Below are 21,642 nucleotides of genomic sequence, written 5' to 3' on the forward strand. Positions count from 1 at the left end.
TAGAATTTATGCGCGGGTGGTGGAATGGCAGACACGCAAGCATGAGGGGCTTGTGCCGAAAGGCTTGGGGGTTCAACTCCCCCCTCGCGCAAATAAATACAAATAAATAGGGACAGCGACCATTTTTTAAGAACCCTTGGATTCGTAAAAAATGGTCGCTGTCCCTATTTATTAAGGCTTTTCCTGCCGCTTATCTTTGACGTAGTTGCTTTTTTCCATACTTTTGGCAAGTTTCTTTAACTCCGCACCAATCTCACCAATCTGGGCCACATGCGAGATCTCACGCATTTCATTAGTCACTACGCCGATAGATATTGACAGCAGAGGGATTTTATGGATTTTACTTTGGCGGTCATAGCCGATGATAAAGCCGTTCTCCCTGTCCTCTTGGTTGTAAAATGACGCAGAGACATTGTCAAAGTCATGAATTATCTTTTCACAGATTTTATTTGCAAAATCCGGAGTAGTTATAACCACAAAATCATCGCCGCCGATGTGCCCAACAAAATCCTCGGGCCTGCCGTATTCTTTGATAGCGCCCAGCAGAATGCGGGCGGTTTCCCGGATTACATTATCGCCGTGTTCAAATCCGTATTTGTCATTGTAGGCTTTGAATTTATCTAAATCAGCATAGCATACCGCGAACTGCTTTTTACTCTCGATGCGCTTGGAAAGTTCATTAAGGATGGCCACGTTTCCGGGCAGCCGGGTAAGCGGGTTTGCTTCAAGGTCTCTTTGCGTGCGCCGTAAGACCATGCGTATTCTTGCCAGAAGTTCTTTTGGTTCAAAAGGCTTAACCACATAGTCGTCGGCTCCGGAGTCAATGCCGCCGATTTTATCGCTGACCTCGCCTTTGCCGGTAACCATAATTACCGGCAGGTGCTGCAATAGCAAATCTTTTTTAACTAAGTCGCATACTTGGCGTCCGTCCATTTTAGGCATTTTGTAATCCAGAAGCACCAAGTCCAGAGGTTTGGAGCGGATAATCTCCAAGGCTTCTTGGCCATCTACTGCTTCAATAATTTCGTAATTTTCTTCGCAGAGGGTAAGTTTAAGGATATCTCTTATATCCGGGTCATCATCAGCAATAAGTATTTTTATGCTCATAGTTTTATTCGCCAGCCTTAAGAGTAAAGCTGAAAGTTGAACCTTCGCCGAGTTTGCTTTTTACCCAAATTTTGCCCTGGTGGGCCTCGACAATGTGTTTAACCAGAGTCAGCCCAAGGCCGGTGCCTTTTACCTGCTGATTAATAGTGTTGTCTACGCGATAAAATTCTTCAAATATATGTTCCTGAGCTTCTTGCGGAATCCCAAAGCCAGTGTCTACAACATCAATCTGGGTTATTTTATTGGCGCAGTTTGCGTTGATATTAATTTTGCCGTTTTCCGGAGTAAACTTTAGTGCGTTACCGACCAGATTAATAAACACTCTTTCGATCTGGCCGCGGTCAGCCAGTATCTTTTGGCAATTAGCAGCTAGATTACTGCCAAAACTGATATTTTTTGTTTTTAGTTGTTCGCAAAGTAAGTCGGCAACCTTCTCGATGATAGTTTTTAAATCCAAACTTTCAATTTTCATATCCACCTTGCCGGATTCAATGCGCGAGATATCCAATAAATCGTTTACCATATGTACCAATTCATCGCTGTGGCGGTTTATTTTCTCAAGTCTGTTTCTTATTTCATCCGGTATTGTTCCCAGTTTACCGGTAAGTAAAATAGCCGCGTAACCCTTGATCGATGTAAGGGGGGTCCTTAATTCGTGCGACACGCTGGAGATAAAATCGCTTTTACGTTTGCTTATCTTTTTTCCTTCTTCTAAGGCTTGAGTCAACTGGCGGGTTCTTTCCTCAACCTTCATCTCTAATTCCTGCTGCGACCTCCATGTTTTTTCAAAAAGGCGGGCGTTATCTAAAGTCTGGCTGATTTGATTGGCCAATATGCTGATAAATTCCTGGTCCCCTTTGGTGATGGAAGTTTCTCTATTTTGCGTGCCTACAAAGATGAAGCCCCGGTCTCCCTCCTGAGTGAGCACCGGGCAGATAACAAATGAATGCACTAGAAACATCTGGCGGATTTTATCCTTTGATAAGAAGCTCTCGGGCGTAAATTCAGAGGAGGCGCTTACGCCGTTTTGAATTAGGTCCAGAAAATAATCTTTGCCGGCATTAATTGCAGTTTCTATCTTTACCGATTCTTCGTCGCTGTATCCCAAGCGTAAGTACGGGCGGAACTCTCTTTCTAAGCTCTTCCATAAAAAAGCCAGCGATCTCTCAAATCCCAGCTCTTCCAGGTATTTATTATCTATTTTCTTAAAAATCTGTTTTTCTTCCAGGGTCGTATTTATTTCCCGGGAAAGTTTTTGCAGCGTATCTAACCCTGAGATTTTTTTATCCAATTCTTCCTGAGCCTTGTTCAACTCCATATCCGTGCGCATGATCAGTTTGGCTTGTTCATCCATCTCTTCAAGAGAAAGGTTTAAGGCGCTTATCCTGTCCTTTGCTTCCTTTAAGCGTTGTATTTTAGAAAGCAAAGATATCCCCAGAGCGGTGACAATTAAACAAATACTAATGAAGATAAAGGAAAGCATTTTATTGATCTCCTATGGCTAAAATATTTATACTCTGGTTGCGGAAATAGGTCTTGCCCAAATAATTGATGGATCTAAGCGGAGCCTGTTCTCCTTTGGTGTAGATGCCTATTAACGGGGTGTCTTTACCGAATACTTCTTTAATCACATCGAGCTCTATATCATTCTGCCTGCCTAAAAGGGAAAATCTGGCGGCAGAATCAAATACCATCACGAACTTTATTTTTTGCCCTCCCAGGTTTCTCTTTGCTTCTGCGCAGGCGGCAACCGCAGCTTGCAGGCGGGAATCTACGGTGCTAATCATTAATCTTATTTTACTGTCTTGGGGAACGTCTCCCTGGGTAACTAGCGATCCGTCGTCTTTTATTGAGATTATATTGCGCAGGAGGTATTCCTTTTCTCCTTGCAGATAAATCCCTATAGGATAGGAAATAGATATGCGTTGTAATTCTTTGGCAAGTTCTGCCGTATCTTTAGCAAAGTAATCTTCATAAAGCTTTACTGCCGGAGCCCCGTCGATCTCCTGAATAACATTACTGTTTGATTGGGTAACGCAGCGCATTTTACCCAAAGCAAACCAGCCATGTTTTATGCCGAACCCAAAATTGAATTTTCCGCCAAAAAGTATCCCGCAGCAGGATCCAGAAAGCAGTTCGCCGTTAACGTATTGAAATGTTTTTTGATTGGCAAAATTATCCGCAGCCGAGGCCCCGATTAGAGGAAAGCTTCTTCCCAAATTTTCCTGCAAGCCATTGATTAAATTTGTTCCTTCAGTTATTAGTTTATCCGAGAAGATTATACTTAAGCTCCTGCGCACATTTTTGAAACCATACAATAATTTATTGGCCAACTCTTTGCCCAATGTAAACGAAGTGTCCTTGTTAATATTTTTGACCGAGGCGATATTAAAAAAAGTCTGTTGGTTTAAGCTAATGAGTAAAACAGCAAATCCATATTTAAATATACCTTTATTGGTCAGGAGCCCCTCGCTGCTGCAGCCAAATATCGGGATTTCTCCCAGCAGGTTATTAACGGTTCTTAATACCAAAGGATGTGCAAATTCTGGGGAGGTAAAAATAAAGGCCAGGCTTGCCGGCACCTTTCCCAATCCGATTACCGCCTGTCCCATCGCCTCATTAGCAGCTTGGATATGTTCTTTGAGCTGGCTAAAACCAAAACTTATCTTCATGGGAATTTAGTATATAACGCAAATATATGAGGGTCAATTGAATTTTTGTTGCTTGACTGTTGGCGCTCTTTATACTAGAATAGCAGAAAAATAATTTGGCCCCATCGTCTAGCCTGGTCTAGGACGTCAGGTTCTCAGCCTGTAAACACCGGTTCAAATCCGGTTGGGGCTATGATATTAAAAAAATAAGGACACCCCGCGCTTATAAGGAATTGCGCGGGTGTGTTTCCGTAGACAAGGAGGGGTTAATGCGCCAACATTTAGGGTTTTTAAAGGCTTCCAGTATAGTGGTTAAGGTTGCTGCCTGGATTTTTTTATTTTTCGGCATGGTGGGAGGAATTTCCCTGTTCTTAGGTTTAGTTCCGAATAATCCACGCTGGATGGGGATTATTGTATTGGCATTTTATATATTTATGTTTTTCTTTTTCTCTTTAATTGCCAAGATTGCCGATCTTTTAGTTAAGATCGTAAATGAAATAAAGAAAGAATAGCTTTTTATGCGTTTTCCGATACAGAATTAGCTGTATATATTGGAATTCTAGCAGAGTTACTGCATTATCCGCTGGAAGAGTAAAGCTTACCAGTACTCAGTTACAAAATCAATCCTAAATCTTAGGGTAAGATTTTCTTTCCGTCCAATCTACCTTGACAAATTAACAAATAAGCGTTATATTCATAAAATGAAATGTCCAATCTGGAGGATTTATGGGTATTGTCCATAAGCTTAAGCCTGAAGTTTTGAACTTTATTCTCGAAAATAAACAAAGAGATTCTACCTTAAGCTGCCGCACTTTAACACAGTTAATTCTTGAAAAACTCCAAATCAAGGTTTCCAAATCAAGTATTAATAGTATTTTTAAAGAACATAATTTGAGTATGCCTGTTGGCAGGAGGCAAAAAGTTAAGAAGAGAAAGTTCAACCTGCCTATCTTGCCGGTTATTGAAGGGACTAAAGCTATTACGCTGGTTACTGCGCCGCAAAGAATAGAGCCGAAGGTAGCCGAAGGAGCAGGTAAAGAAGGAATTATTAAGAAAGAAAAAAAAGAAGAGATTAGTTTGGAAGAAAAACGCATCAAGGAAGCAGAAGAGTGGGCTATGAAATTGCAAGATGAGGAGCGGGCAAGAGTAGAGCAGCGGTTGAATCTTGAAAAACAGAGAGTAGAAAATGATGCAAAGAGAAAAGCTGATGAGGCGGAAGTAAAAGTTCTTTTGGAAGAGGCAGCCAGGGTCAAGGCTCAAGAAGAACTAAAGTTACGCCAACAGGAGAAAGCCGCTCAAGAAGCAGCGGAGAAAAAACGATTAGAAGAGAAAAACCTTAAGCGCATCGAGGAGGAGCGGGCTGCGCAGGAGGCTGCTAAGAAGGCCGAAGAAGAGAAGGCTGCTCAAGAAGCAGCGCTAAAGGCTGAAAAAGAAAAATGGGCAAGGCTTGCGGAAGAAGAGCTTAAGGTCAGGCAGCAAAAGGAAAAAATGCCTCAAGAGAGGATTTGTTCGGGGGCAATATTGCTTAAGGCATTGGATTCTCTGATTGGCGGCAGCAGAGAAATTAATGCGGCTATTTGTAAGAAATTAGGGGTTGCCCCGGAAGAATCTTTGAACCTTACGGAAGCGGTAATATTCAGGTCTTTATTCGGTAAAGACAATCTTGCCGGGCTTTGCGATTTAATTGGCCAACAATATTCTCAAGAGAGGCTGGATAATTATTCTAGCCAGATCAAGGGGATTGAAAATATCAAATCAGAAATCAACGGGATTATCTCCGCTGCTTTTACCGAGGCCAGAGGGGTGAAGGTGCATTTTATCGACGGAAGCGTTATTCATCTGGATGGCCAGCTGCATTCTACCTGGTCTACCCAGTACGTCCCTTATGATTTTTCAAGCCCAGCCTCTGAACTGAAAAACAGCTTAAATAAATATTTTTTTGAAAACCGGCCTTTAGTTTTATTTTCCGCTCCCGGCTATGATATTGCGCCAAAAGATTTTTTCAGCCTACTTTTGAATATCGGTTCAACCGATAAATACCCGGATAACTTAATTTTATTCGGAAATAAATTGGAAGAGATAGAAAAAATATCTTTAGGTAATAAAAATAAATATTCCCTGGTTTTTGGCCTTTGGCCCTGGCAATTTACCAGCAGCCGCAAAGTCAGGAAAATCGGGAATTTTGATTTAAGGCGCATTGAGGGCATAGATAAGGACCTGTATCTGGCGGAGATTGAGATTGATTTATTGCGGGTACCTTTGGATCAAAGCGTAACCTTAAAAGGCTGCGCTATAAAAACTACCCCCGCGGAAAAAATCCGTTTGGTTGTCCTTAGCAATCCTGAAAAGCCGCTGAGCCTAGATGAACTGGCAGGGATATATTTAAACCGTTGGCCTAATTTTGAGGAGGCATTTCAGGATTTTAATCGTAAAATCGAACTTTTTTCTTATACCGGCAACGAACAAAAGTTTCTTTCCAAAGATAGGTTTGAGTTTGGCGCGCAAGGATCGAATCTAGAATTGAGGGATATCTTTGCCAATTATATTAGAATGCTGGATCTTTATCTGCGGTGGCATTTTTTGCCGGCAGAATATACTGAAAAGGACCTTTCTTTTACCAGTAAAAATTTCTATCAAATCCCGGTACTTATTACTGTCGGCCCCGGTAAAATTAGAGCAAAAATACAGCTTGACCAGGGGCATGAATTCCTGAAAGATTTGAAATATCTTGTCTGCCGGCTTAATGAGCGGCAGATAGATTTGCTAAATGGGACGCGCCTTTATTTTGAGACTGTTCTCAAATAGCCGGCAGTTGATTTTTAATCGCCATTAAAATATTTATTGACTTGAACTGCTTTATTTGATAGTATCTAGCAAACCACACGTCATTGTGAGCGTGAAAGGAGTTGTAGATGAGGCGCAAAAACCCGTCGGTTACTCTTGTCTGTGTATTATCGGTTTTATTTTTATGCTTATCCGGCTGCGACCAGGTTAAAAAGTTAAAAATTCCTCCCAAAGCTAAATCCTGGCAGCCACAGGGAACGGTGGTTGCCTACGTTAATGACCTGCCTATTACTTCAGAGCAGTTAGACCAGGAAATCAGCACTTATAATGAATCTACAAGTAATCCCGAAGCTAAAATCAATACTCGCGAACAGAAAGTTGCCTACTTAAACGAAGAGTTAATCCGGCGCTACCTTTTGTATTTAGAGGCAAAGGCCAGGGGTCTGGATAGGCAGCCGAAAACCCAGGAACTCTTGGGAAACCTGGAAGTTAATATTTTAGCCAGCCAGATTCTCCATGACGAAATAGATAATATAACGGTTACCTCCTCGGAAATTGAGGAATTTTACAATACCTTTAAAGACCAGTACCGTCAGGAAGAAGAAAGAAAAATCAGGGAGATTGTTTTGGATAGCGAGACAGAAGCAAAAGATATTCTTATAGAGTTGCTTAAAGGCGCGGATTTCGCTACCTTGGCGATGCAGCGTTCAAAAGCGCAAAGCGCCTCAGCCGGAGGGGATTTAGGGTTCATCAAAAAGGGCAAGCGCGGCGCGGATTACAGCCGTTTTGATGAAATAGCTTTTTCGCGTTCATTGGAAGCAGGCCAGCTAAGCACCGTTTTTAAGGAAAAGAACGGTTACTACATAATAAAGATAGAAGCGATAAAAGGCGGCCAGGTAAGGGCTTTATCCGAAGTATGGGATGAGATTAAAAGGAGCGTTCTGTTCCTTAAGCAGCAGCAAAAATTAAAGGAAATTACCACGGGCTTATTAAAGAAAACTAAAGTAGTCATATACCAGGACCTGATAAAATAATGAAAATAGAATTAAGAAGAAAATTCCCCCTGATTATCGCGGTTGTCTGCGGGATCGCGGCGATAATCTTGCTCAACCTTTATCTTAAGAGCAGAGAAGGTGAAATCTGGGATAAGATGAGGCAAGCGGAACAAAAGGCCCAGGCTGCCAAACCAAAAGTGACCATGGGGGTTGTACTGGTGGCAAAAAGAGAGATTCCGGTGCAGACGCCGATTACCGCCGAAGACCTTACATTTAGACAGGTGCCAATGGAATATATCCAGCCCGGCGCAGTTACTTCTCTTGAACAGGTTATCGGCCAGATTGCTTCCGGTCCGATCGGCGCCGAAGAGCAGATACTGAGCACAAAACTTCTTCCTCCCGGAAATATCGGAAAGACCCTTTCGGAAATTACGCCTGAAGGCAAGAGAGCAGTAACTGTTTCCGTGGATAACCTTGTCAGTATTGCCGGTTTACTAAAACCCGGAGATTACGTGGATATATTCGCGCTCATTGCTTTGCCTAAGAAGACCATATCGCAGACAAAAGAAGAATCAGATCCGCGCTTAATCTCGCTTTTTCAAGGGGTGCAAGTATTGGCAATGGGAAATGAGCTGGTTGCTTCAAAATCTAAAACAAAAGAAAATGCGGCTACCGCGGCGCAAACCGTTACTTTCGCGCTTACGCCTCAAGAAGCGGTGTTACTTTCTTTTGTCCAGGAACACGGCAAGATTAAATTAGCCCTGCGTTCCTCGCAGGATACCAAGGTTGAGGCGGTTGCACCGGCTGATTGGGATACCCTATTAAATTATTTATCCACCAGCCAGGGGGAGAAAGCCGGTTTGGAAGGCCAGCCGGTAGTTGAGATCTACCGCGGCTTGCAAAAAGAAATTGTTCCCCTATCAGCATCGAACAAACAAAAATGAGGAATATTCTTAAACTCACATTTCTACTGTTTTTTATTTTGTCCGCGGCGCAGGCCTATCCGGAAGAGTTGAAAGTTATAACTTTATACGTCGCAGAAGGCAAGGTTGTGTCCGTAAATACTCCTACCCGGGTGGTGATCAATAATCCTAATGTTATTGACGTTACTTCAGTAAGCAAGGAGGATATGTTGCTGGCGGCCAAAAGTCCAGGCACAACCAATTTAGTCTGGTGGGATGCCGCCGGGCAGCATTCATTGCGGGTAGAGGTTTTTCAGGAAGATATGAATTTGGTTAAAAAAAGGATAGATACCTTATTAAAAGAATTGAACCTTCCCGGGGTTTTTACGCGAGGCTCGGATAGCGAAGGCAAGGTTTTACTTTTAGGAAGCGTAAAGCAGCCTGCGGATTTAGAGCGTATCGATACGGCATTAAGTTCGCTTAAAGGGAAAACCGCCAATCTTATCCAGCTAAAGGAAGAAAGGGCGGTAGTAGAGATTAAAGTGCAAGTCCTGGAATTAAATAAAGATGCCACCTCGAGTTTAGGTTTTAGTTTTCCAGGTTCCATCGATATTACCGACATCGGCTCGCCAGGACTAGCTGCCGCAGGCACAAGCTGGGGAAAGTTATTTAAGGTATCGAATGTAGGCCGTGGTGCTTTTAATTTGACATTGGATGCTTTGGTTCAGGAAGGCAAGGCGCGCATACTTTCTCAGCCCAGGCTTGCTTGCCAAAGCGGCAAGGAAGCTGAGTTGTTAGTCGGCGGAGAAAAGCCGATATTTAATACCAGTATAGCGGCTACAAGCGGAGCCAGCGGCACAAATATAGAATATAAAGAATTCGGCATTAAATTAAAAATAAAACCCACAATAACCGAAGATAAACAGATTAAATTGGCATTGAATGTGGAAGTCAGCGACGTGGGCACAGCGGAAACCATCGGTTCAACGGGCGGGAGCACGACTACGACTACGGCCTTGGCGTATCCTTTAAGCAAACGCAACGCATCCACCCAGCTTTTTGTTAATGACGGCCAGATGATGGCTATCGGCGGGTTGATCAAGCAAAAGACCGAGGAGGATGTCCGCAAAACTCCTTTCCTGGGGGATGTACCAGTGTTGGGATTATTTTTTAGGAAAAAGTCAACCAAGGTAGGAGGTGGTCAAGGAGAGAGAGGCGATACAGAGCTGTTGATTACGCTTACCCCTACTATTATAAAAGAACAACCCGTGCTTGCTGAAACAGCTAAGGCCCAGGCGTCCCCTTCAGCCGTCAACGTACCTATAACCAGAGAAGGCGCTAAAAGCGCAGAGTCCTTGCCCGCTAAAACTAAAGTACTTTCTCCTGCCGAAATAACCAGCCAGGCGTTGTCCGAATACATGCACAAAATTAGCAAACGCATACAGGACAATTTCGTTTATCCTTGGGCAGCCAAACAAGGCAAAATGCAGGGAACGGTAAGATTAGGTTTGCGGCTTGATTCTATGGGCACGCTCTTAGAGGTTGAGGTTAAACAGTCATCAGGATACAACATATTTGATGAGAACGCAGTGAGTATGGTTAAAAAATTATCTCCTTATCCTCCGTTTCCTGCACAGCTCAAGCAAAAGGAACTCCGGGTAGATCTCCCTATCGTCTATAAACTGGATTAATATGGCCCAGATTATTTCTATTTTTAGCACCAAAGGCGGCGTAGGAAGGACCTTTATTGTCACCAACCTTGCCATTGCCTTAGCGCAAAAAATAACCAAAGGCAAAAAGGTTTTACTTTTTGATACTGATTTACAGTTGCCGGGCAATATGGCGATGCTCTTGAATTTAAAGCCAAAAAAGCCCTTGGTTGATCTTATCCCCGAATGGCGTAAAGGTAATTATACGCCCTCCCAGATTGGCGAATATATCCTTCATTATCCCGCCGCAAGTATGGACCTGCTTCCCCTGGTCTTAACTGCCGAAGAAAGGCCGTATGTAGATGAAAAATTTATCTCTTGCGTTCTGAGCGATTTGATTAAGGAATACGAATTTATCGTTTGCGATAGCGGCAGGACATTTAATAAAGCGCTTGTGGCTATCCTTGAACAGACAAATTTGATTTTGCTGGCGATTAATCCCGACATCCTTTCGGTTTATCAGGCAAAAGAAGATATCAAGACACTGCAGTCACTATATTTTCCCGCCAAGATGATGCGTGTGGTTTTAAACCGCGCGGAAAGCACCGGCGCGGTATCCTGGCAGGAGGTAAGGGCGGCTTTGCCCTGCGATATCATCAGCCGCATCCCGTCGGAGGGCAGGGTTGTGGGCTCGGCCTTAAACCGCGGCATACCCGTTGTGTTGGATAGTCCGCGCTCGCGCGTAAGTATTGTGCTGGATAAATTAGCTGAAGATTTAATCGCTCACCCGGATTTTTTTATCTCCCATAAAAAATTGGAAGCAGCTGTTCCGGCTGTGGAAAAAAAGAAAGAATTTTTAGAAGAGGATACCTCTTCTTTGGAATCCCTTTCCTTGGGCGGCCGTAAGCCCATTGAGAGAAAACTTACCGGCGAAGAGAAAATAGACGACTTAAAACAACGGGTGCACAAGCGCGTTATTCAGGAATTGGATCTACGGCGCCTGGATCGCGTAGCCGGGGACCTGACAAAAATCGCGGATTTACGCCAGAAGACAATGAAAGCGATTAATATCGCGCTAACTGATGAAGCCGGGGCGCTTATTTCTTCGCGGGAGGAGCGGGAGCGCCTGATCAAGGAGATCAGTGACGAAATTTTGGGCCTGGGCCCTTTGGAAGATTTGATCAATGACCCCGAAATTACCGATATTTTAGTTAACAATAAGAGCCAAATCTACATCGAAAAGCACGGCAAGTTAGAGTTAGTTTCCAAGCGTTTCGTATCCAATGATCAGGTGCGCCAGATAATCGAGCGCATTATCGCGCCCTTAGGCAGGAGGGTGGATGAGTCGGTGCCGATGGTTGACGGCCGGCTTTCCGACGGTTCGCGGGTTAACGCGATCATTCCTCCGCTTTCCCTTACCGGGCCGACGCTGACGATCAGGAAATTCAGCCAGGAGCGGCTTAAGGTTAATGATTTAGAACGGCTGAATGCTTTAAATAATACAATGGGAGAATTTCTTAGAGCCTGCGTTGTCTGCCGCAAGAATATAATTATTTCAGGAGGCACCGGCTCAGGAAAAACTACGGTTTTAAATGTGCTCTCCGAGTTTGTTCCCGAAGGAGAAAGGGTGATCACGATTGAAGATGCCGCGGAATTAAAGCTCGACCACCAGCACTGGATCCGCCTGGAGTCGCGGCCGCCGAATATTGAAGGGAAAGGGGCGATTTTCGTGCAAGATTTGTTCAGGAATTCTCTGCGCATGCGGCCTGACCGGATTATCATCGGAGAATGCCGCGGCCAGGAAGCTTTGGATATGCTCCAGGCGATGAACACCGGCCACGACGGCTCGATGACTACCATCCATGCTAACTCCACCCAAGATGTCTTAGCGCGCCTGGATTCGCTGATCCTGATGAGCGGTATCGAGATTCCCCTGCGGGCAATCCGCGAGATGATTGCCTCAAGCATCGATATGATCGTCCATACCGCCCGTTTTTCCGACGGCTCAAGAAAGATTACCCAGATAACCGAAATTACCGGGATGGCCGACGAGATGCATATCGGATTAAACGATATATTTATTTTTGAGCAGTCCGGTATTGACAGCCAGGGAAAAGTCCAGGGAGAGTTTAAAGCCACAGGAATATTGCCGACCTTTCTAGATGACCTACGCAAAAGTGGCAGTATCTTTTCAGAAGAAGTATTCAAAAAGAAAGAGTAATGAATTTCTTCCGCAAAAACCAACCACTAAACCAACGCAGCCAGATTGCCGTGATTATCACCTTTGTCATCGCGGTGATTTTTTTATTTATCGCGGTATTTATAAACCTCGCCAAAGTAAGTCAGACTAAGACTACAACCAGCACTGCCGCGGATAAGGCCGCTTTGAGTTTAGCTTCGCAGCTGGGCAGTATGAGCCATTATTATAAGGATAAAGTGTTAAAGCTAAGCGGTTCGTCTTGTGCCACTCCTCCCTGCCAGGCATGTGACACTGATTGGTTGAGTTTAGCGACAATAATAGTGGCAATAGTTGGAGTTGCAGTTGGTATTTTTATTCCTCCAGTAGCACTTGGTGCCGCCGTTATAATGGGTGCGATTGCTATCAATTCGGCATTGCTCGGTGGAATAAACACGAAATTTAAGGAAATGACTGGATACAATGCTTCTCGAGAGAGTACATTATTCCAGGCCCTTCGCGATACCCAAAGCGATGATGTTGAGTTAAAAAGTATGGGGGCAGGCCTTTTTCGTGATGCGGAAACCGGCAAGGTTTACGATTTAAGTACTATTCCTGAAATGCGCAATGAAAAGAAAGTAAGCAGATTTGCCGCTTGGTATTATTTTTTGAGGCTTCCTTTGGTAGGCGACGAGGCGATGAAAAGAAGTTTAGATATATTTTTATTGGAGGGGATAAGGAGGTTTGTTGATGTGGATGAGTGGGATTCCAACCAATGGAAGATTAATAAGTTATCTTATGTGATTGGACCAGGTAATGGAAGCAGCAATTACGATGTGACCTGCTCCGCATCCTGCCCGGATTGGGTAAAAACCCCCGCGCAAGGACTGTTAAGAATGGTAAGGATGGATACTTCGGATAATGTCTACGGTGGATTTTTAAAGGATAAACTTCTTAGCTTATTACAGCGGTTAGAATGCGCATATGGTTTAACCTTTTGTAGCTCATTAGGGATATGCAGCAGTCTGACAGTAAGTTGCGGCGACGTAAATAACCTGATTGAAGATTTGAGAGAGTTTTTGTTAAGAAGCAAAGAGGTGTTAAACCTGCCGGTTTCTAAGCGGCTCGAACAATTAACACAATGGTTTCCGCTATGGTATAATTTTAAATATCATTGCGATCATCGATGGTTTAAAGACAGCTCGGGTAACTGTATCGATCCAAATAGCGACCCCAACCTAAATGACGACTATAAATACGATATTTATTTGCGCTTGACCCGCGACCAGATTAAAATTAAGAGTTGGATTGCCGAGCTGCAAACTTTAAACAATAATAGAATTGTTCCGGATATAGCAAAGAAACACGGGGAATGTACTTGGGGCAGAGGTGCTTCAGTTAGTAGTACCTGTTATACGCAATACGGTTGCAGCACTTCTGAATGCGGTTGTCACTGTTGCGGCAGCGATTGCAGCGATTGTTGCTGTAATACCTGTTGTTATCCGTCTTCTAGAAAATCACCCTGTGCTTGGGAAGGAACATATTATACTTGCGATCAGAATCCGCCCGTCTGTAGGAGTGGAGATTTATATGGCGCAGTCCCAGGCTGGTGCGGTTCTCGCGCAGACCATGCAGGGTGCCATAGTAACTGTGGATGTGATGTCCAAAATTTTGATACTACTACTGGTGGAGCAAAAGATTTCCAAGGCCAGTTATCCTGGCGTCCTCCTATGGCGGGAAATTCGGATGGCACTGATAAGCCGACTGAAGTTGATCAGGCAATCAGAATCCTGGGTGCCTTAAATGATGATCTCGCCAGGATAAAGACGTCTATTGGTGATTTAGCGGATAGCGTAGCGGCTAATCTGTCCAACACAGACGCTAAAAGAAATGAGATTATTTATGCCTGGAAGGATAAGCCCAAGGCGGATGGCAGCCAGCAATTTTCTCACTTTGTCAAAGTAAAGATTACTGGTTACCCTGAGAAATTACCCAATATTACTGAAAGTACGGGATGGGGGTGGGTAGGAATTATTCCTGCTCCACAGAAGTGCCGCACGTTAAACGATTACCAGGGTGATTTTACGATAAGCACCTGGCGTTATGACCAGGATCAGCCAACGGATATAGCCGGATGGAAACTGAAGCGCAGGAAAACACCCTCTACCGCTGAATTTGTCCCTGCACAATTAGAAAAAATAGTAGCGGATGTCCAGGATAACGCTAAGATAGATTCAACCCAAAGTTATGTTGCTTCGATTTTAGACTACTCGATTGCCAGTTGCAGCCAAGCGCATTACGGACCGGAAAAAAGCGACATTTATATAACCGGAACTCAATGTGAATAACAAAAAACTTTTTTTCTTCAGTCTTTTATATTTTTTTTTCTGTTCGGCGCCGGCCTAGCGCAAGCAAAATCCGCAATTGATATCCTGGTTTTTTCCCCCCACCCCGACGATGAAACCCTCGCCTGCGGCGGCTCCATTAGCAAGGCAATCAAAGAAAATAAAAAGGTAAAAGTTATCTTTATGACTAACGGTGACGCGTATCCGGAGTCCGCGTCGATTTGGTTAAAAAAGAAGCCGCAAGAGCTTACTGCCGAAGATTATATTGTTTTTGGCAAGGAGCGCAAAAAAGAAGCGTTGCGTGCAATAAAAATACTTGGGTTGAAGCAAAAAGACGCGATTTTTTTGAATTATCCGGATAATGGGTTGTTTTCTCTTTGGACGCAAGAAGAATTTCCGGGTAAAAAAAAATATAGTAAAAGAAACCTGCTCAACGATATTAAGAATATCCTAAGCGATTACCAGCCCAAAATAATTTATCTTCCCCATCCCGCGGATAATCATAAGGACCATCAGGCAACAACACTTTTCGTCTATCTTGCTTTAAAAGAATTAAAGGATGCAGATAAGAATAATAGCTGGATAGATTCTTTAGAGCCCTATTATTATCTTGTTCACCGGGCTCTCAACGATAATCTTTTTCAGGTACCTGCGCGCCGCCAAGACATTGTTGATTTCAAGCAGCAAAAGTTAAAAGCGTTGAACCAATACCACACTCAATTAACCAGCGATAAGGAATTTTTGGAGGGTTTTATTAAGGATAGTGAATTATTCTGGGACGTGCCAAAAGATAAGCCAGTATATCTTAATAATCTTGAGACGGAATGGCAAGGAATAGCCGAATATATGCGGAGCAAGGGTTATAATGTGAATTTTGCTCCCGTAGTAGATGTCGCGGATAATATTGAAAACATGAACAATCCTTTGGTGAAAAAACAACGGATGTATTCGCAAGACCCGCGAGTTGTCAGCGAAGTGGCTTGCGCGATAATCAGCGGAATGATTAAAGGCAAGATAATCCCGGTGCTAAAACATTTTCCCGGCTTAGGCCGAGTCGATGATGATACCCATCTTATGTTGCCTAAAGCAACCGTATCCGATACGGAACTTTATAAAAGAGATCTTTTTCCTTTTAGCGAACTCATTAAGAAATATCCCGGTATATGGATAATGATTGACCATGCGATTTATCCCGGTTTAAGTGATAAGCCTGCTTCGTTATCTTATGAAATTCAAACTAAACTTTTGCGCGAAAAGTTGGGTTTTAAAGGAATAATTGTCGCGGATGAGCTATTAGGAATGCGGGCAATCAAGGAATATGCTTTAAGAGAGGCAATTAGAGAGCCTGTTATCGGCGAGATTGTAGCCAGGGCATTTGAAGCCGGAACGGATATTGCCGTAATTTATCCGCCTTGCGGTAATACCGAAAGAGTTGTTTCTGATATAATTAAAAACGTAAGGCAAGCGGTAAAGGAGGGCCGGCTCGATGAAAAAAGCATCAATGAATCAGTTATCCGGATACTCAAAGAAAAAGAAAAGATTTTTGGCAGGCGTCTGGTTTATTTAGTAAAAAAAATGCCGCTTGCCGAAAAAATCGGGCAGAAGCTCGTATTCGATTATCATAACGATATAGGCGTATTTAATAAATATAATATCGGCGGGGTTTATCTGCACGACCATAATGCCATAGATAAAACACAAAAAGATACTAAAATACCGCTATTTATAATCGGCCAACATGAAGGGGGCATAATTAGCCAGTATACGGTTAATAGCCGCAGTGCTTACGTGATTGGTAAAGAGTTCGAGGTGCTGGTAAAAAAAGATAAGGCGGATGTCGGGGGGAATATGCGCCTGCTCTGTTTAGCCGCGCATCCCGACGATGAAGACGGCGAAGCGCTGGTTTATTTCCGCGAAAAATTGAATTACCAAACTTACCTGCTTTTGGCTACGCGGGGAGAAGGGGGTAGGGATAAAATAAGTTCCGCTCTTGGCGATGAATTGGGGATTTTGCGCACCAAAGAGGAGGAGAAAGCCGCTTCGATTTTAGGGGTAAGAAAGGTTTATTATTTAGGCAAGACAGATTTCGGTTACACCCTCTCAGTCGATAAGTCTCTTGAAAAATGGGGTAAAAAAGATACCCTGGAAAAATTAGTTTATTTTATCCGCCTGATCAGGCCGCAGATAATCATTACCAAACACAATGACTCGGATCCCAAAGAGCACGGTCAGCATCAAGCTTTGGTTATGCTTGCCAAAGAGGCGTTTGATTTAGCCGGCGACCCAAAAGCTTATCCCGGGATGATCAGGGATGGGTTATTGCCCTGGCAGCCGCTTAAGTTTTATCAACGCTCAACAAACAATGAAGCGGATGCGGCAGATAACCAACTTAAAATTAATTCCGCAGAATATATCCCGGCGGAACGGAAAACAATTCATCAGATCGCTTTTAAGTCATTGACCCAGCACCGCAGCCAGAGTAATTGGGAGCATTTAAGGACAAATATCCCAAAGCTAATCCGCTATCAATTGGTTAAATCCGGAAGCTGTTCAGAGAAAGAAAATTATTTTTAAAAGGGAGGATAAAATGAATATAGGAAAATATAATTTGCGCAAGGCAAGTATAAATATTTTTGCAGCGTTACTTTTTATTACCGCCAATGCTTATGCCCAAGACCCGGAAAAGGAAATGTTCGATAAAGGCAATGACTATTTTAAAAGTAAGCTCTACGATAGGGCGATTAGCGCGTTTAATACCGCCATTCAGATTAAGCCGGGTTATAGCGCCGCGTATTATCACCGGGGGCGTGCCTACGCTGAAAACGGGGACATTGACCAGGCAATCTCTGACTACGCCAAGGCAATAGAACTCAACGCTAATTATACAAAGGCATATTATCGGCGTGGCCTTGCCTATGCTAAAAAGGGTGATCTTGATCAGGCAATCTCTGACTACGCCAAGGCAATAGAACTGGATCCCAAATTAGCCGGGGCTTATAATAACCGGGCCAGCGCGTATTTTCTAAAGCAGGAATACAATAAATGCTGGGAAGATGTCCACAGGTTAGAAGCGTTGGGCGAGAAACCGCATCCTGAATTCCTTGAGCAATTGAAGAAGTTATCCGGCAGGGAAAGGTGAATTAGGCGCGGCGGTTTTCCTTACATAGATATTTATTTCTGTGTTGGGGCGTTCATGCAGATTGAGCATCTGCGTAACGGCTAATTTGCGGTGCCATATAAAATTATCAAGCCATTTCAAAAAAGATGATTTTCCTTTGAAGGAAGGCATAAGATAGGATGGCGAAGGAAGAATCTGGGGCCTATAGTGGGTAATTTTCAGGTAATACTCATTCACGTAGGGCATTATTTTTAGTTCGCTTTCTTTTTGCATCTCAGTTTCCTTATTCTGAAATCTACCCAAGAGAATAATTTCCGGTTTGTACTTTTCTAATACGGTTATAAGGTAGGCCGGCCGCAGGTTTTTAGTGAATATTCTTTTGGCGGAGATAACCGCTAGTTCAGGCGGGACCGCAATACCGGCATAAAAAGCAAAAATCGGCATATCGGTGAATATCCAGCGCACGCTTCGGCGATAACCTGACAATAACTCAACTGTTTTGCGTTCTTCCGCCGTCGTTTTATCCTTCAGGTCCATGAGCATGCCATTATATTTAAAAGGCAATCTTAGCAAGATCAGGATTATCAGGCTTAAGATTAACCAACGCATCCACCTTTTCTTTTTCCTCACGGCAAAAAAGCATTCGCTAAAACCAATTGCCGCCAGCCAACTCGCCGGGATTGCAAGAAGAAGATAGTAATACTGCCGGACAGGTTTATAATTAAGCAGGATGGCCAAAGCCGCCGCCAACCATAAGACCGGGAAAAAAGACCGGTATTTTTTTTCTCTGCAGAGAAGGATTATGCCAATCAGGGCAAGCAGAAAAATATCCCAGTCCCGGAACAGCACTTTGTTACAGACAGCAAGAAACGTATCTTGATTATATCCGGGGATTAGCCCTTTGCTTGCAGTATAGTGGGGCTTAATTAATTGCTGAATTAACATATAAAAATTAAAATGGAAAAATGTTATAATAATGGCAAAGTAAATCATGAAGGAACTCCCGAGCCACAGCGTAACAGGCAAAAGGGAGTGATTTCTGTCCTTTAAATTTGTTTTTTCGATTTGAGCTATTTCTAATATAATGAGCGGTATGAGAAAAATTGTAATTAACTTGATTTGTAAAGAAAGCGCCAGAAGAATTCCCGATAACACTAAAAAGTGCTTTAAATAAAATTTTTTATAAAGATGTATAAAATAAACTGAAAGCATCGCCAAGCTCAAAGCGGGAAGGTCGTTGGCGATCGAAATACTCAAGCGCAGGTAAGTGGCAGATAAAACTAAAAATATAATTGCCACAAGCGCGCAAAAACTTCCGCGCAGGCCTTTAACGGTTTGATAAAGCGCCCAGAGAAGCATGCCTGAGAAAACAAATATTAAGGTGCGCCCGGAGGCAACCGACTGGCCGAATAATTTAAGCCAAAAGGAAAGAATAACCGTCAATAAGGGTGGCTGGTCGCTCCAGATTTCTTTATAAAGAGAAAACCCCTTTAGGAAGAGGGAAGATTTCATCAATTCGTTCCCTTCGTTGGGGATAAATTCAAAGGTTTCTTTAATGGGAGATTTTACGATGAAGAATAGGGCAATTAAAATAATGAAGAAAAAAATGGCGGGTAAAAAACGACGCATAATGAAATTAATTTTATCCTATATTTATTGTTAGCGCAAGTCCAATAATGAATTACTTAAGATTTCTTTTTATTCTGTCAAAAAACCGGTTGGGGATTATTCCTTATCCGTCCCTGGTTACTTTTATCGTTACCTGGAGATGCAACCAGCGGTGTTTAATGTGCGGCATATGGAAAAAGGGGAAAAAATATGAAATGGCATTAGATGAGATTGGCGGCATATTCAGCCGGTTAAGGCCGTTGGATGCTGTGCGGATAACCGGAGGAGAGCCATTTTTAAGAGACGACCTTACGCAAATAATTGACCTTATCGATAAATATACCAAACCCCCGGTAATTCATATTACAACCAACGGCACGTTGACAAAAAGGGTCCTGGATTTTATAAAAAATGTTAAAAATCCGCAAAATATCCATATAAAAATATCAATTGACGCGCTGAAAGAAGAGCACAACCGGATAAGGGCGGATAATGAATCATACGATAAAGCGATGTTAACCTTAACCGAATTATCGGGTTTAAAACAAAAATACGGGTTTTATCTGGGGGTCAATCAAACAATAGTATCACAGGAGTGTTTCAATGATTATCAGGGCTTAAGGGGGATTTGCAATAAATACCATGTAAAATTATATCCGGTATTAGCCTATTCCAGTCCGCCGCTTTATGCGGCGGATGATTATTCTGACAAAATTCCGGAAGGATGTAAAACAAGCGTATTGGGGGGTTTTTCTCAACAGCAGATTATAGAGATGTTCAACATATTTGAAAAAGACCCGTCAGGATGGGATAATTTTGCTGAAAAGATAACCGCCAAATATTATCTTAAAAAAATACGCGAGCATTTATTGCGCGGGAAAAACCATACTCAACCAGAATGCGTTGCTTTGCGCAGCCACTTACGTATACTTCCCAATGGCGACGTCCCGGTGTGCCTGTATAATCCCGCAATCGCAGGAAATTTGTTGGCAGAGTTGAATTTTAAAAAATTCTGGTTCAAGAATAAAAATATTGCAAAATACCGGCAGGATATCCGCAGGTGCCCAGGCTGTTGGGCAAAGTGCGAAGTCATTCCTAACGGGATATATAGCGGTGATATTATCAGAGCCATTTTTAGTTGAGTAAAAGGGAGTAAGGTGCTTAAATTTTCGGTCATCATCTCGGTATACAATGAAGAACAGGCAGCCGCCCAGCTCTACTATTCTTTAAAGAAAGTTATGGATGGATTAGGGCAAGCTTATGAAACTATTTTTGTAAATGACGGTTCAACCGACAAGAGCCTGGATATGCTAAAGAGTATTAACTTAAGCCCGGCGAATTTAGTCATTGTCGACTTAGATAAACATAGAGGACAATCTACGGCTTTGCAGGCGGGGTTTGATATTTCCCGGGGAAAGTTTATCATTACCATGGATGGCGACCTGCAGAATGATCCTGAGGATATCCCCCGTATGCTGGATAAGCTGCAAGAGGGCTATGATCTTGTTTGTGGCTGGAGGCATAACCGAAAAGATCCCCGGATTAAGGTAATTATTTCTAATCTTGTTTCTTTTTTTCTTCGGCTTATGGTAAAGCAGAATATCCATGATTTTGGCTGTCCCATGAGAATCTTAAAAAAAGAAGCCTTAAAGGATGTCTATTTGTCTAAAGGAATGCATAGATTTTTTACTTTACTAATGTTTAAATTGGGATATAAGATTGGAGAAGTTGAAGTGAATCATCGTCCACGAAGATTTGGAAAGTCAAAATACAATATACACAACAGATTATTTGAGTGCCTATTTGTTTTTTTACGCATTTCATTATATGATATCCGTAACTTAAGGGAATACCATGAACCGGATTATAAGATTAAGGGGGTAATTAGAAAATGAAGATTATTAATTTAAGCAAAAACGCGGTCTTAGCAGATAAGGCAAGGATGGCGGATACCTTCTGGAAGCGGCTGGTAGGGTTGCTTAACCGCAATTCACTGGAAAAAGGAGAAGCACTCGTTCTAAAACCGGCAAACAGTATACATACATTTTTTATGGGTTTTCCCATAGATGTCTTATTTTTAGACAAAAATGGAAAGGTTATTGGTTTGTTTCCTGTGTTTAGGCCTTTTCACATTACCTCTGTTTATTTTGGCGCTTCTCTAGCTATTGAACTGCCCGCGGATACCCTCCGGCTTACTCAAACAAAATTAGCGGATAGCATTAAAATCGAATAAATAAATGTCCAATTAAACAATAAATTCCTAAAATAATGTCCAATCTGTATAAAATCGCCCACCAAATGAAAAAA

16 protein-coding genes and 2 tRNA genes are annotated in these 21,642 nt (G+C 42.8%); 14 read left to right on the forward strand and 4 right to left on the reverse strand.

From position 1 onward, the window contains the following. Positions 1-10 precede the first annotated feature (10 nt). Positions 11-91: transfer RNA gene (locus PHG87_07095), tRNA-Leu, on the forward strand. An 80-nt stretch (positions 92-171) separates the two neighbouring features. Here PHG87_07095 and PHG87_07100 read toward each other — a convergent pair. Genes PHG87_07100 through PHG87_07110 form a run of 3 tightly spaced genes read right to left on the reverse strand, consistent with a single transcriptional unit; the run spans position 172 to position 3,779 of the window. Then, positions 172-1,107, reverse strand: coding sequence for a response regulator (locus PHG87_07100; GenBank protein MDD5477941.1), 936 nt, complete (start codon positions 1,105-1,107; stop codon positions 172-174). Between the two features lie 4 nt (positions 1,108-1,111). After that, positions 1,112-2,590: an ATP-binding protein gene (locus tag PHG87_07105; GenBank protein MDD5477942.1), complete on the reverse strand. Its 1,479-nt coding sequence runs from the start codon at positions 2,588-2,590 to the stop codon at positions 1,112-1,114. 1 nt (position 2,591) lies between these two features. After that, entirely contained in the window at positions 2,592-3,779 is a 1,188-nt protein-coding gene (locus PHG87_07110) for an FIST N-terminal domain-containing protein (GenBank protein ID MDD5477943.1), read from the reverse strand. A 97-nt stretch (positions 3,780-3,876) separates the two neighbouring features. On the opposite strand from PHG87_07110, the gene PHG87_07115 reads away from it, so the two are divergent. The 10 genes from PHG87_07115 (at position 3,877) to PHG87_07160 (ending at position 17,748) form a co-directional block, all read left to right on the forward strand. Then, positions 3,877-3,951 (forward strand) — tRNA-Glu (locus PHG87_07115). Positions 3,952-4,027: 76 nt separating this feature from the next. Next, a complete protein-coding gene (locus PHG87_07120) occupies positions 4,028-4,270 on the forward strand; it encodes a hypothetical protein (protein MDD5477944.1) in 243 nt (80 codons plus the stop codon). A 214-nt stretch (positions 4,271-4,484) separates the two neighbouring features. Further along, complete coding sequence (locus PHG87_07125; GenBank protein MDD5477945.1) at positions 4,485-6,563, forward strand: hypothetical protein; 2,079 nt, start codon at positions 4,485-4,487, stop codon at positions 6,561-6,563. Between the two features lie 107 nt (positions 6,564-6,670). Then, positions 6,671-7,576 carry a peptidyl-prolyl cis-trans isomerase gene (locus tag PHG87_07130; GenBank protein MDD5477946.1) on the forward strand — a complete coding sequence of 302 codons (906 nt, stop codon included), beginning with the start codon at positions 6,671-6,673 and terminating at the stop codon, positions 7,574-7,576. After that, entirely contained in the window at positions 7,576-8,481 is a 906-nt protein-coding gene (gene cpaB, locus PHG87_07135; GenBank protein MDD5477947.1) for a Flp pilus assembly protein CpaB, read from the forward strand. The genes PHG87_07130 and cpaB overlap by 1 nt, the downstream gene beginning before the upstream one ends. 38 nt (positions 8,482-8,519) lie before the next feature. After that, positions 8,520-10,130: a TonB family protein gene (locus PHG87_07140; GenBank protein MDD5477948.1), complete on the forward strand. Its 1,611-nt coding sequence runs from the start codon at positions 8,520-8,522 to the stop codon at positions 10,128-10,130. Position 10,131: 1 nt separating this feature from the next. Beyond that, the gene (locus tag PHG87_07145; GenBank protein ID MDD5477949.1) at positions 10,132-12,309 is read left to right on the forward strand and encodes an ATPase, T2SS/T4P/T4SS family; all 2,178 of its coding nucleotides are present in this window, start codon (positions 10,132-10,134) and stop codon (positions 12,307-12,309) included. After that, positions 12,309-14,612: a Tad domain-containing protein gene (locus tag PHG87_07150; protein MDD5477950.1), complete on the forward strand. Its 2,304-nt coding sequence runs from the start codon at positions 12,309-12,311 to the stop codon at positions 14,610-14,612. Before PHG87_07145 ends, PHG87_07150 begins: the two co-directional genes overlap by 1 nt. Positions 14,613-14,696: 84 nt before the next feature. Then, the gene (locus PHG87_07155) at positions 14,697-17,183 is read left to right on the forward strand and encodes a PIG-L family deacetylase (GenBank protein ID MDD5477951.1); all 2,487 of its coding nucleotides are present in this window, start codon (positions 14,697-14,699) and stop codon (positions 17,181-17,183) included. Positions 17,184-17,196: 13 nt separating this feature from the next. Then, positions 17,197-17,748, forward strand: coding sequence for a tetratricopeptide repeat protein (locus PHG87_07160; GenBank protein MDD5477952.1), 552 nt, complete (start codon positions 17,197-17,199; stop codon positions 17,746-17,748). Here PHG87_07160 and PHG87_07165 read toward each other — a convergent pair. Beyond that, the gene (locus PHG87_07165; GenBank protein ID MDD5477953.1) at positions 17,728-19,356 is read right to left on the reverse strand and encodes a glycosyltransferase family 39 protein; all 1,629 of its coding nucleotides are present in this window, start codon (positions 19,354-19,356) and stop codon (positions 17,728-17,730) included. The two genes, PHG87_07160 and PHG87_07165, sit on opposite strands and share 21 nt — an antisense overlap. Positions 19,357-19,403: 47 nt before the next feature. On the opposite strand from PHG87_07165, the gene PHG87_07170 reads away from it, so the two are divergent. The 3 genes from PHG87_07170 to PHG87_07180 are packed head-to-tail and all read left to right on the forward strand — an operon-like array spanning position 19,404 to position 21,568. After that, the gene (locus tag PHG87_07170; GenBank protein MDD5477954.1) at positions 19,404-20,477 is read left to right on the forward strand and encodes a radical SAM protein; all 1,074 of its coding nucleotides are present in this window, start codon (positions 19,404-19,406) and stop codon (positions 20,475-20,477) included. Positions 20,478-20,492: 15 nt separating this feature from the next. Then, positions 20,493-21,230 (forward strand): glycosyltransferase family 2 protein, encoded by a 738-nt coding sequence (locus tag PHG87_07175; protein ID MDD5477955.1) that lies wholly within the window; start codon positions 20,493-20,495, stop codon positions 21,228-21,230. After that, on the forward strand, positions 21,227-21,568 hold the full coding sequence (locus PHG87_07180) for a DUF192 domain-containing protein (protein ID MDD5477956.1): 342 nt from the start codon (positions 21,227-21,229) through the stop codon (positions 21,566-21,568). The genes PHG87_07175 and PHG87_07180 overlap by 4 nt, the downstream gene beginning before the upstream one ends. Positions 21,569-21,642 lie beyond the last annotated feature (74 nt).

Source organism: Candidatus Omnitrophota bacterium, from assembly GCA_028716245.1.
In the GTDB taxonomy this organism is placed as follows: Bacteria; Omnitrophota; Gorgyraeia; order Gygaellales; family Profunditerraquicolaceae; genus UBA6249.